This is a genomic window from Microcoleus sp. S13_C3 (assembly GCF_036700905.1).
In the GTDB taxonomy this organism is placed as follows: Bacteria; Cyanobacteriota; Cyanobacteriia; order Cyanobacteriales; family Microcoleaceae; genus Microcoleus.
In genome coordinates, this window is record NZ_JAUBPT010000079.1 from 1 (window position 1) to 12,349 (window position 12,349).

Below are 12,349 nucleotides of genomic sequence, written 5' to 3' on the forward strand. Positions count from 1 at the left end.
TTTCTTTTGCTTTTGTTTTCAGGATAGCCGCTTCTATTTCTGTTGATGGAATCGCTATCTCTATTGCTTTGAATATGTCGCTACTTTTGAGCTTGGGAGATTCTAATAATAATTTTTTGTACGGCACTATACTTGATTTACTTTTTTATACATCATACCTAGTGTACCACTTGTTCGACCTTAAGTGAACCGTATTGCATTATAAACCGCACATCTAAATTGTATTTTCGGGAGGGCGGGACACCCCACAAGCAAGTTTACTTTTGTGGAACGGGCTAGAAGCCCGTTCTTAATAAACAGCGGGCGGGCTCGCGTGCCCAACCCCTACTCCCCACAAAGCAAGTTTACTAATTGTGGAACGGGCTTCTAGCCCGTTCAAAAAAAGCGCTAGAAGCCCGCCCCACAAGCAAATTGACTGGTTGTGGAACGGGCTTCTAGCCCGTTCAAAAAAATCCCTCAAACTCAATCTGCGAAATGCTTAATAATCGCATCCGCAAACTCCGAACACTTCAACTCAGCCACCGGCGGATCCATCAACCTCGCCAAATCATAAGTAACTTCACCGTTAGAAATTGCCGCTCCCAAACCCTTCTTAATCAAGTCTGCTGCTTCCTGCCATCCCATGTATTCTAACATCATCACCCCGGACAAAATCAGGGAACCGGGATTGACTTTATCCAAACCAGCGTGTTTAGGTGCAGTGCCGTGAGTCGCCTCAAAAACTGCACATTCATCACCAATATTCGCACCGGGGCCCATACCCAAGCCGCCGACAATGGCGGCGGCCGCATCGGATAAATAATCCCCATTCAGATTCATTGTTGCCAAAATCGAATACTCTGCCGGTCGGGTTTGAATTTGTTGGAAAATACTGTCAGCAATTCGGTCGTTGACCATGATTTTTTCTTTCCACTTGCCGCTGCCGTGACTGTCCCAAATTGCAAACAAAACGTCGGCTACTTCTTGACGAATTTTGGCTTGTTTTTCTGGGGTCAAAGCATCATATCCTGGGTCTATTTGGCGAGCATTATCTTCTAAGCTAATGTCGGAATTTTTTTCTTTGTTGCCCAGAATCCAAGACTCTCTTTCCGTTACGCACTGTTCGCGAAATTCGGTGGTTGCTAATTCATAACCCCAATCTCGGAAAGCTCCTTCGGTATATTTCATGATGTTGCCTTTGTGCACCAAAGTCACTTGCTGCTTATCTTTCGGCAACCGTAAAGCGTGGGTAATGGCGCGCCGTACTAAACGCTGAGAACCTGTTTTGCTAATGGGTTTTATTCCGATTCCAGAATCGAGGCGAATTTGTTTTTTGCCATGTTCTGGTGTTGCGGGAATTAACTCATTATTGAGGAATTCAATCAATTTTTTGCCGATTTCGCTGCCTTTGGCCCATTCAATTCCGAGGTAAATATCTTCTGTATTTTCCCGGTAAATAATTACATCTAGGAGTTCAGGGGTTTTGTGTAGCGATGGTGTTCCAGCATAATATTTGCAGGGTCGCACGCAGGCGTAAAGGTCAAAGATTTGCCGCAAAGCTACGTTTAGCGATCGAATGCCGCCCCCGATTGGGGTTGTCAGCGGCCCTTTGATGGCGACTCCGTATTCTTTGATGGCGTCTAAGGAATCCTGGGGCAGATATTGGTAAGTACCGTAGACATCGCAGGCTTCGTCGCCTACATAGATTTTAAACCAGTTGATTTTTCGATCGCCACCGTAAGCCTTTTCTACCGCAGCATCCATGACTTTCTGGGATGCAGGCCACAAGTCAACGCCGGTACCGTCGCCGCGAATGAAGGGAATAATCGGGTCATTGGGGACGATCGGCAAACCGTCTTTGAAAGTAATTTTAGAACCTGTTGTCGGGGCTACAATCTTTTCGTACATATCTTAACAGCGCGGATAGGAATGTTCCCTATTTTGCCACGATTATCTGCCTAAACCTCCACCAATCCTAAATATTTGTATAAATTTAAGTTGGATTTTTGGGCGATCGGCTGCCCGTCACTGTGACTTTTGGGCGAGCGCCAATTTCAACCTCAATTTAAAAAAGTAGCAAACATAGCAGAAGTTTCTCTCAAATCTCCCTCTCTTTCTTTCAGCGCTACGGTTGAGAAGATGCTGGAAACAAGTCAGTGGATTTTTGATTTTTGATTTTTGATTTTTAGATTTACTCCACAGATGAATCTGGGAGGTTGAACCTTAGTCTAAAATTTTTGGCTGATAACGAACGACTCCTGTCGGAAAGTTGTATCCGTTTTTTGGGCGGGGTCAAAATGGTGATTGTAGCCGCCGATGAACGCAAATAAACGCCGATTATTTTCACAAAAATTGCATTTATTTGCGATATTTTTCCTTCTGCATATTCTTTTTTATCACCCACAATATAAACCAAATGACAATACTCACCACAACTATTTTGGAAACTGGGTCCAGATATTCCTCTACAAGTGTGTAATTTTCTCCGAGTTTATATCCGGCAAAAGTCAGGAAACTTACCCATAAAAGAGTGCCGCCTGTTGAGTAAAGTAAAAAAGGAATTAAAGGCATATTGTTGATGCCAGCGGGCAGGGAAATCAGGGTACGAACTCCTGGTACGAGGCGACACAAAAACACGGCTTTGTTGCCGTGTCTATTAAACCATCTATTTGCTTTGTCAATATCGGCACCCGATACAGTGATCCACTTGCCGTATTTGTCGGCTAAATTCCTCAAGCGTTCTTCGCTCAATAATTTACCCGCATAGTACCAGGGAAACGCCCCCAGAATTGTACCGATTACTCCTGCTGCGATCGCCGGCGCTAACTGCATATCATCACCCTTTGATGCCGTGAATCCTGCCAGTGGCATAATCAATTCTGAGGGTATGGGCGGGAAAAGATTTTCTAAAAACATCAACAGGCCAATTCCGAGATAGCCCATCGACTGCATTGTGTTAGTTATCCATTCAACCATTTTGATTTAATAATTGGTAATAGGTACTTTGTATTTTGCTCGTTTTTGCTCGTTCCCAGGCACAGCCTGGGAACGCATATAAGCGAGGCTCTGCCTCGACTCCCCATGAGGGAGGCAGAGCCTCCTTGTATTCATTCCCCGGCACAGCGTGGGAACGATAAACGATGATTAAGTGCCCGAAGTCCAAGAGTTTGTGTACTCAATTTGTTCGGCAGTCAAGGTATCAATGTGAATACCCATTGCTTCCAATTTGAGACGGGCAATTTCTTTGTCAACTTCTACGGGTATTGAGTGAATACCAGGCTCTAGTTTGCCTTTGTTCGTAACTAGATATTCGCAGGCTAAAGCTTGGTTAGCAAAGCTCATATCCATCACGGCGCTGGGGTGTCCTTCGGCTGCTGCCAAGTTGATCAAACGGCCTTCGCCCAACACAATAATCGACTTGCCATTATTGAGGTGATATTCTTGAGTGAAAGACCGGACTGTTTTCACGTCGGTGCTTTTTGCGCCGAGGGATTTGAGGTCAATTTCAATGTCGAAGTGACCGGAATTGCAAACAATTGCGCCGTCTTTCATTGTGTCGAAATGTTCGGCACGAATGACGTGTTTGTTGCCCGTAACGGTAATGAATATATCTCCGACTGTTGCTGCTTCGTCCATCGGCATGACGCGGAAACCGTCCATCACTGCTTCGATCGCCCGAATCGGATCGATTTCGGTGACAATTACGTTAGCACCCATACCGCGGGCGCGCAGTGCCGTGCCTTTGCCGCACCAACCGTAACCTGCAACCACAATATTTTTACCGGCTAACAAAATATTGGTAGCGCGGATAATGCCGTCTAGGGTAGATTGACCGGTGCCGTAGCGGTTGTCAAAGAAGTGCTTGGTGTCGGCGTCGTTGACGTTCATTGCGGGGAAAGTCAGCACACCGTCTTTCAACATGGCCCGCAGGCGCACGATGCCTGTGGTAGTTTCTTCGGTAGTGCCGATTAAGTCGGAAATTTGGTTCGGGCGGTGCTGGATTAGTGCCGCTACCACGTCGCTGCCGTCGTCAATGATAATATTGGGGCGGTGGTCTAGGGCTGTGTAGACGTGACGTTCGTAGGTAGCCGCGTCTTCTCCTTTGAGGGCGAAGACGGAAATGCCGTAGTCTTCAACTAAGCAAGCCGCTACGTCATCTTGAGTGCTCAGGGGGTTGCTGGCGATCAGTACGGCGTCGCCACCGCCGAGTTTGATGGCGATTGCCAAATGAGCGGTTTCTGTGGTTACGTGGCAGCAAGCAGCCAAGCGAATGCCAGCGAAAGGCTTTTCTTTAGCGAAGCGTTCTTGAATTTGCCGCAAAACGGGCATTTCCCGGCCGGCCCACTCGATGCGTTGCTTTCCCAAGGGGGCGAGGGACAAGTCTTTGACTTCGTGTTTAATCTTGACGGATGTAGCAACCATGTATGTTATTTCTCAGAAATCATCAAACTTTGTTAGTTTTAGCAGATTAACCCATCGGCGGGCAAGTGCTGTGATTTTACTCGATCGGGCTGGGCGAGGTTAATCTTAAATTTTGATTGTGTTCGATCGACCAATTTGCGAGCGGCACAGGGGAGTCACCCCCACCGCGAGAGTCAAAAATTCCTGTGGGGCGATCGCGATCTCAATCTTTTTTGTTAGCGTGGCGTTCTTGAATTATATGAATAATAGAAGGCACAAAAGAAAGTACAATTATTCCACAAACAATCGGCAGTAAATATTTGTCAACTTGATCGGGAGGAATCATTTTTCCCAAATAATAACCCAGCAGAGTTATCCCCACTGTCCACACAAACCCGCCGACCAGGTTATAAAACATAAAAGTTTTGTATTTCATTGCCGCCACTCCCGCCACTATCGGCGCAAAAGTGCGGACAATTGGCATAAATCTCGCCAGTACAACTGCTTTTTGACCGTGTTTTTCGTAGAAGTTTTCGGTTTTTTCTAAATATTCTTTCTTAAACAGCCACGAATCTTCCTTCTGAAATAAGCGACGGCCCCAACGGTGTCCCATTGCATAGCCAACATTATCACCAGCCACCGCGCAGACAAAAGCCCCAAAAATTAGCGTCCAAGTATTCAGAGAGTCGGGCGCAGCAGCGACAATTCCAGCAGTAAACAGCAAGCTGTCTCCCGGCAGAAAAAAACCGAACAGCAATCCGGATTCTGCGAACACAATAGCCCAAATCCCCAAATAGCCAAAGGTTTTAATCAGTTGCTGCAAATCAAAATTCATCTTTCTGTTTTTCCGAAGAATGAGCTAAGCATTAGATAAATGACATATAGCCTTTCTAAGAAAGATGAGGTACTCATGGGCATAGGGCATAGGGCATAGGAAATACCTCACTTTTTTGAGAACCGCTATATATGATATCATTGTCTGTTGAATATAGCATAAACGAGGGTCTGGAAAAATCACAAATTAGCCAGCGATCGATTATTGGTCTAAAATTTTTGAGTTCAAATTTAACAATGGGTGTGATAATTCAACACATCCAAACTAGCTTGTTAAACCTGTTGGGTCAAGCGATCGAGGTAATGCCGTCAATAGCAGTGGCTGTGGTAGTTCTGGTGCTGACGAACACCGCAGCGAAGTTTGTTCGCCGAACAATCTCGGCAGCTACTCAACAGACTGTCAAAAGTTTGTCCTTGCGATCGCTCTTGGTGCAGATAGCCTTTGCCCTCACTTGGGCTGCTGGCAGTTCGATCGCCTGCGTGATTGCGTTCTCGGCTTTGCGTCCGGGAAATATCATCGGTTTGTTAGGACTGGATTCAGTAGCTATTAGTTTCGCGTTCCCAGACATCTTCAAATAGTTTTTAGGGGAAATATTTTGCTGTTGCACGAAGCGTTCCAATTGGGCGATCGGATAATTGTAGAAGGCTTTGAAGGTACTGTTGAAAAGATTTTGCTTTCAACTCAAATTATTAGCGATCGGGGAGAGAGAGTTATCATGCCGAAGGCGATCGTATTTACCAATTCAGTGCGGGTAAGCTAATCCGCATTTAAATTGCGGCGAACTAACTTGCCTTTAAATTTAGCCTATGATGTTGATACTTCAGGCTTTTACGATGGTTCTTTGCATCTTATTGTCCGCTATTGGACGCTGCGCGAACAAGCACAGGTGCGACGGACAAACACCAGGGCTGTGGTGGCGATGAAAGTAACCTGCATCGGGGCGGACATTAGAATTCCTCAATCGGTACTGGTGACTTTGTACGATCGAACAATTTACCGTGAGTGAGTTTTGAATTTTGAGTTGGGAGAGGGAGAGAGTGAGAGAGTGGGATAGTGGGATAGTGGGATAGTGGGAAAAATCCTGTTTCTGATACTTTTAATCCAGACAATCTCCGACAACCTCAGAGAATCCGAATATAGCACACTCATCAGACAGGTCCCAGAGCATGGTGGTATCCCACAAAGCTTTAAGGAAAATCCCTAAAGCGCTACTCAAACTGGGTGTTTTCTAACCACAGTTGGGGCAGTGAAAAATTTTAGAGCCACCTAACTTTTATGGCTCTCACCGTATTTTGCACAAATTTTGGAGGTGTATTCTTCACTGGTTTTGACCAACCTCGAACCGCAAGGATTACAGAGATGCTCTCAAGCGAAAGCTTGAGAGAAGTGAGAGAAAGTCCAAGTCATCATTACTGATGGTTTTATGCAGGCTACTTCAGTCTACACCAATTGTCATGAGTATTAATTAAAAGTCTAGGAAAATATCATCCTAGCAATTTCTCCCTTCTGACTTTTCAAATTAAGCAAAAGGCGAGCCGATTTCTCATTAGCGCGCCTCCTAATTGAATTTTATTTTGTCAAGCGTCATTGAGGAGATTGTTCCGGTTGAAAAAATCATGAAGCCGTCTTGCTAGCGCGGCGACGGCGGGCTGCAACCAAGCCACCCAAACCGAGAGCCAAACCAGTCATTGTCATTGGTTCGGGAACTGCTTCTGCGCTGACTGTGAAGTCTTGGAAGTCTGCGTCGTTTCCGCCACCGCGATCGTCGAAGGAGATCACCGTGCCGCCGCTAAACAGAGAAGCCAATCCGTTTGTGTATTTTCCGGCATCTCCGAAGCTGTTGGTTGCTGCTGTGTTGAGTGCGCTCCACAGCGGCGCGGCGCCAAACACGGCTTGCTGGCTGCCGGTAGAGGCGACGTTCAGGTTCAGCCCTGATGTCGAGTAGACACGGCCGTTGGCGCCGCTGTCGAGTCCCAAAGTGTAAATTTGATTTGCCAGGAATGTGAATACTGCCGAGCCAGAACCCAAGACTGTATTACCCAGAGTTCCTTTCCATTCGTTAGCGCTGCCGTCGTCTGAGGATTTAGTTTCCGAAAACAAGGTGCTAACTAGAGTGGCTGCCGAGTCCTTCACGGTGTAGATGCCCAAAGAGGAGGTATACCCACCGTGAGATTCTTTGAAGTTAAACTTGACGCTTGTATCTTGTCCGAATGTGATGCCGTTGGTACCAAAGGAGAAGGCCTGGGCTGGAGCTCCGGCGCCAAACAGAGCTGTGGCGGCGGCGGTAGCTGTTAGGGCGGATAAGAGTTTGGTATTCATAACCTGGTCCTTTTGTGCGATGGTCTTAATATTTTCATTATGCGATACTTTGTTTGCAGTTGGGGTACTTTAGGTAAATTTTGACCAATTCTTTATCAAGCCTTTACATATGCTTCACAAATGCTGTCGATCGCCTCGGCCCGCGGGCGCTCGCTCCCTAATAATACCACTAAATAATTATCAATATTGTGGCTTGAAACCTTGGATTCGCGAGCAGGGGAGGGCGGGTGAGCAAAACTGATTTGGAGCGGGATCATGCTAATTTTTTATTATATTGTCAAGTCTCAATCCTCAACAGCCAACACTTAAGTATAAATACGGTAATATTCGTGTGGACTGACAGTTAAAGGAGTTTGATATTAACCAGAAACTGGGAATATTTGTTTTTTGGGGCTTGTGTAGGGGAGTTAAAGTAGTTTATCTATCGGGTAAATTACGTACAAAATGCGATCGTTGGGTCTACGTATTGGGGTTAAATTAAATAAATCCCGTGGCGTGAGATATCCCAAAGATGCGATCGACCAAATGCCATTTCTGCAGATTGAAGCAGTAAAAGACGGGATTGCCGCTCAACAAAGATTGTATAGAGAAGCTCTGGGCAAGTCTTTGCTCCCGATCGCCCGCATCAAAACAGACCGCTATAGCGTTCCTCTGCCCAAGGTTCGCCCCGCCGATGGTAGCCGTTGCGTTCCCAAAAACCGAGTTCTTCGGTTTCTGTAAACTCCAGGCCGTTAATCCATTTAGCGCTTTTCCAAGCGTACAAGTGGGGAACTACGAGCCGCATTGGGCCGCCGTGGTCTGCGGATAGAGGTTCGCCGAAGACGGTGTGGGCGAAAAAGTTTTCTTCTCGGAGGAAGTCGGCGATCGCAATGTTAGTGGTGTAGCCGCCGTAGCAGTGTTCCAGGACGTGCATAGCTTTCGGATCGACTTCTATGTAGTTCATAAAATCTGTGACTTTGACTCCCGTCCACTGCACGTCGAGTTTTGACCACCGGGTGACGCAGTGAAAATCCGCCGTAAAGTTACTTTGGGGCATGGCCTGGAAGTCCGACCAACTGAAGGTTTGTAGTTTGGCCAATCCCCAGACTTTAAATTCCCAACTTTCAATGCTCACAGAGGGTGTATCACCGTAGGTCAGGACAGGAAAGCCGTTGGCGAGGTATTGACCTGGGGGGACGCGATCGATGTTTTCTGATTCTGGCTTGCGAAAAAACTTGCCCAGCATTGATTCACGCTCTACAGTAACTGACTGCAATCCTGAGTATAACCTGCAGAGAGGGGCGCATCGCAATTCATCTCAAGGTAGAAAGCTTTCAGCACTTCTTTAGAAACAAAAATCCCTAAATTCTACCTGATGCCAACCTATAGCCTTTCGAGCTCTCATATGAGGTACTCATGGGCATAGGGCATAGGGCATAAGGCATAGGGCATAGGGCATAGGGCATAGGGCATAGGGCATACCTCACCACGCTTGAGAACCGCTATAATTCTGCCTTCGGAGATAGCCGAAGCTAAAAATTACCAACTATTATGATCCCAGCGTCAGTAGGTAGGCGCTGTCAAACGCAAGTATGTAAATGATTGTAAAGTATCCCAATTCCCTAAGCGTGGCTACGTCAAGCCTGTTTACATACTGTTACATAGATCAGTTTAATTTCGCCTACCTATTTATTAAGTATGTAATCTTAAATTTTATCGCAATTCAGGGTGCATTTCCCAATTTTTGATGTATTGTTACAATATGTTCAGATGCCATATGTAAAAAAATTGATGGGGTAAAAATCATGATCACAAGTTGCTTGATTCCGTTGACGGTGTGCTTGATTGCTGGGTGGGTGACTGCCGGGACTGACAATAGAACGCTAGACGGAATTCCGGCTCCCATAGCTGCAATTATTGGAGTGTGTTCGTTAATTTGGTTTGTGGCGGCGTGTCCTTGGCCTGTTGAACTCGCTCTAGTCTTGGCGGTGGTGGTTTTCGGCAAAGCTTATTTGCAAGATATCTTGAAAGTCGGCTGAATTTTCAGGGCTAGCGCTCCTATGATTTGCGGGAGCGCCATCGAGTGCTGCTACTTTGTTAATTAAAATTTTTCGCGATTTGTCTGGCTAGGTTCTCCGAGGGGGTCGCAAAGACGGAACCAACCCCAGAACTGGTGAAATTCAATTTAGATATTTCGGTTAAAAATTAGAATATCAAGATCGACAGAGAAACCCGGTTCATCTAAGATGAACCGGGTTTGTGGGGGGCTAAAATTTTCAAACATCCCGCAAGAATTGCTGAGGACTTACACACTCGGAACTCCAGAAACCGGGTTTCTGAGTCCAGGAGTGTTGTTATATAGCAATCCTAAATGATTATACTCGTTACCAGGAAGAGCCTGGTAACGCATATCCGGAGGCTCTGCCTCCATTGGCGCAGCCGAGGCAGAGCCTCGCTTACATCGGTTCCCAGGCAAAGCTTGGAAGTTAACCAGTTATTGAAACTGATGCGAGGATTGCTATATGTGCATAAAATGCCGCTCTGTTAAATTGGCAAGCGATTGATATCTTTATTAGAACCAATTACTACCATCGCGTCGCCCTTTCTCAAGCGTTCGGTTGGCTCCGGATTAATCTCGAACTTGTCGGCGCGCCCGACTGCTAGCAAGTTCAAACCATACTTGCGCCGGAGCTCCAATTCGGAGATGGTTTTACCGTCAAACTTTTCAGGAACGAGCAACTCAACGATGCTGTGATCTGGGTCGAGGTCAAAGCGTTCTAAAATGCTGGGTTTTGTAAGAAGGCGGGCCAAAGAGCAGCCCATTTCTCGTTCTGGAAAAACTACATGATCTGCGCCGACTTTTTTCAACAGTTTTAAGTGAGTTTCCGAAGAAGCTTTGGCTATTACGTGATGTACCCCCCCTTCCTTAAGATTAAGGGTGGTGGTAATGCTTTCTGCTAGGTAATTGCCGATCGCAACAATCACTGTTTCAAATTCAAATATACCGGCTTCCGCCAGAGCGCTAGGCTCAGTAGAATCTAACTGCACAACGTGAGCAGCAATACGATCGGTCAAAGCTTGAGTTACTTTTTTTTCATCGGTGTCAACTCCCAAGACTTCGTAACCCAAACCGTGCAGAGTCGAACACACAGCTTTGCCGAAGCGTCCCAAACCAATAACGGCAAACTGCTTGTTGTCGGCACGCAAAGTGCGAAAAAAATTCAAAGATGACAGGTTCACTAAATTTCCAGCGCTGAGCGTCTTGCGGTTTACATTTTAGCAGAGACAGCGCCGCCTCCTTTTGATTTTTGGGTAAGTAGTAAAAGTTGATTTGGGTTGTCACCCATTGTTTAGATTATCAGCAACGAGACAGGATTTTTTTATCCCACTAACAAACTTTCCTCAGCATACTTAAAAGACCTGGGTTTTGGGTCGCCGAATGCAGCACTTATCAGCAGCAGCACCCCAACCCGACCTATGTACATTGTAGCAATCAAAATCAACTTACCGATCGCTGAAAGCGTTGGTGTAATCCCAGTGGAAAGACCGACCGTAGCAAAAGCTGAAACTGCTTCATACAGCGCTGCGATAAATTCTACTTGGGGATTGGTCACCTCAATTAAAATTGCAGATGTGAACGCGACCAACAGGGAACCGAAGACTACGCTAATGGTTTTCAGAATCATTGGTGGCGGGATCTGACGCTGATAGCACTCCACATCTTCCTGGCCTTCGATAACTGCTGTGGTACAGCAAAACAATATCCTAAAAGTTGTGGTTTTGATTCCGCCGCCGGTGCTGCCAGGACTGGCGCCGATAAACATCAGCGCGATAGTCAGAAATAGCGAGGCTTCGGTCATTTGGCCAATGCTAATTGTATTGAACCCTGCCGTGCGGGGAGTAACAGATTGAAACCAAGCTGCCATCAGCTTTTGAGGAAAAGTTAGAGAGCCGAAAGTGTCTGGGTTGTCGTATTCGAGCACCAAAAAGGCTAGCGTTCCTAAAATTAAAAGGACAGCCGTTGTAGTGGTAACAACTTTGAAGTTCAGGGAAAAAACTGTGCATATAGGGCTTTTATTGAAGCGATCGCGCAGCCACAGGTACATTTCCATAATTACTTGATAGCCGATTCCCCCAAATATGATTAAACCAGTGACGGTGAAGTTAACCATAGGCGAACTGATGTAGCCGATCAAATTGTCTGAGTAGATGCTAAAACCCGCGTTGTTAAAGGAATTAACGCTGTGAAATATAGCAGACCACACACCCTGTTTAAATCCGTATTTGGGGACGAAAACCGTCATCAGCAAAAACACTCCTGTTAATTCAAACAAAAGCGTTGTTGCTAGAATTGACTGCACGAGTTGTACGACGCCGGCTAGCCCGGATTTGTCGAGAGATTGTTGCAGGGCAACTTTGTCTTTCAAGCCAAAGCGGCGGCCCAATAACAGCAGCAAGAAAGTCGTGGCTGTCATGTAGCCCAACCCTCCTATTTGCACCAGTAAAACTAGGCACAGTTGCCCCCAAAAAGAGTAATATTTTCCGACATCTACAACCGACAAGCCCGTGACGCAGACAGAGGAAGTAGAGGTAAACAGTGCTGTTATTGGATCGCTCCAAGTTCCATCAATTGTGGAAAAGGGCATCATCAGTAATAGAGCACCTATGAGGATGACAGCGAGAAAGCCCAAAGCAATGGTTCGCGAGACAGTCATTCGATTTTAGATTTTAGATTTTAGATTTTAGATTTGAGACGCAACCCACAAATCAATGTGAAATTTTAGATTTGAGACGCAACCCACAAATCAATGTGAAATTTTAGATTTGAGACGCAAC

Annotated in this window: 12 protein-coding genes; 4 read left to right on the plus strand and 8 right to left on the minus strand. The window is 46.1% G+C overall.

Annotated features, from left to right (window positions below; all coding sequences use genetic code 11):
• Positions 1-462: 462 nt before the first annotated feature.
• The 4 genes from QUA16_RS20955 to QUA16_RS20970 all read right to left on the minus strand — a co-directional run bounded on the left by QUA16_RS20955 (position 463) and on the right by QUA16_RS20970 (position 5,215).
• Positions 463-1,887, minus strand: a complete 1,425-nt coding sequence (locus tag QUA16_RS20955; RefSeq protein WP_333109313.1) for an NADP-dependent isocitrate dehydrogenase — start codon at positions 1,885-1,887, stop codon at positions 463-465.
• A 450-nt stretch (positions 1,888-2,337) separates the two neighbouring features.
• Positions 2,338-2,955 carry a DedA family protein gene (locus QUA16_RS20960; protein WP_333109312.1) on the minus strand — a complete coding sequence of 206 codons (618 nt, stop codon included), beginning with the start codon at positions 2,953-2,955 and terminating at the stop codon, positions 2,338-2,340.
• A gap of 168 nt (positions 2,956-3,123) precedes the next feature.
• Positions 3,124-4,401 (minus strand): adenosylhomocysteinase, encoded by a 1,278-nt coding sequence (ahcY, locus tag QUA16_RS20965; RefSeq protein ID WP_333109311.1) that lies wholly within the window; start codon positions 4,399-4,401, stop codon positions 3,124-3,126.
• A gap of 202 nt (positions 4,402-4,603) precedes the next feature.
• Positions 4,604-5,215, minus strand: a complete 612-nt coding sequence (locus QUA16_RS20970) for a VTT domain-containing protein (RefSeq protein WP_333109310.1) — start codon at positions 5,213-5,215, stop codon at positions 4,604-4,606.
• A gap of 218 nt (positions 5,216-5,433) precedes the next feature.
• Here QUA16_RS20970 and QUA16_RS20975 point away from each other — a divergent pair, with 218 nt between their 5' ends.
• The 3 genes from QUA16_RS20975 to QUA16_RS20985 are packed head-to-tail and all read left to right on the plus strand — an operon-like array spanning position 5,434 to position 6,221.
• Positions 5,434-5,793 carry a hypothetical protein gene (locus QUA16_RS20975; RefSeq protein ID WP_333181321.1) on the plus strand — a complete coding sequence of 120 codons (360 nt, stop codon included), beginning with the start codon at positions 5,434-5,436 and terminating at the stop codon, positions 5,791-5,793.
• Positions 5,794-5,816: 23 nt separating this feature from the next.
• A complete protein-coding gene (locus QUA16_RS20980; RefSeq protein ID WP_445252233.1) occupies positions 5,817-5,975 on the plus strand; it encodes a mechanosensitive ion channel domain-containing protein in 159 nt (52 codons plus the stop codon).
• A gap of 27 nt (positions 5,976-6,002) precedes the next feature.
• Positions 6,003-6,221 (plus strand): hypothetical protein, encoded by a 219-nt coding sequence (locus QUA16_RS20985; protein ID WP_333109307.1) that lies wholly within the window; start codon positions 6,003-6,005, stop codon positions 6,219-6,221.
• Positions 6,222-6,829: 608 nt separating this feature from the next.
• Here QUA16_RS20985 and QUA16_RS20990 read toward each other — a convergent pair.
• Positions 6,830-7,534 (minus strand): PEP-CTERM sorting domain-containing protein, encoded by a 705-nt coding sequence (locus QUA16_RS20990; RefSeq protein ID WP_333106208.1) that lies wholly within the window; start codon positions 7,532-7,534, stop codon positions 6,830-6,832.
• 625 nt (positions 7,535-8,159) lie between these two features.
• The gene (locus tag QUA16_RS20995) at positions 8,160-8,759 is read right to left on the minus strand and encodes a sulfite oxidase-like oxidoreductase (RefSeq protein WP_333106209.1); all 600 of its coding nucleotides are present in this window, start codon (positions 8,757-8,759) and stop codon (positions 8,160-8,162) included.
• A gap of 559 nt (positions 8,760-9,318) precedes the next feature.
• On the opposite strand from QUA16_RS20995, the gene QUA16_RS21000 reads away from it, so the two are divergent.
• On the plus strand, positions 9,319-9,552 hold the full coding sequence (locus QUA16_RS21000; RefSeq protein WP_333106207.1) for a hypothetical protein: 234 nt from the start codon (positions 9,319-9,321) through the stop codon (positions 9,550-9,552).
• Between the two features lie 505 nt (positions 9,553-10,057).
• On the opposite strand, the gene QUA16_RS21005 is transcribed toward QUA16_RS21000, so the two are convergent.
• Complete coding sequence (locus QUA16_RS21005) at positions 10,058-10,753, minus strand: TrkA family potassium uptake protein (protein WP_333106206.1); 696 nt, start codon at positions 10,751-10,753, stop codon at positions 10,058-10,060.
• A gap of 140 nt (positions 10,754-10,893) precedes the next feature.
• Positions 10,894-12,228 (minus strand): TrkH family potassium uptake protein, encoded by a 1,335-nt coding sequence (locus QUA16_RS21010; protein WP_333106205.1) that lies wholly within the window; start codon positions 12,226-12,228, stop codon positions 10,894-10,896.
• Positions 12,229-12,349 lie beyond the last annotated feature (121 nt).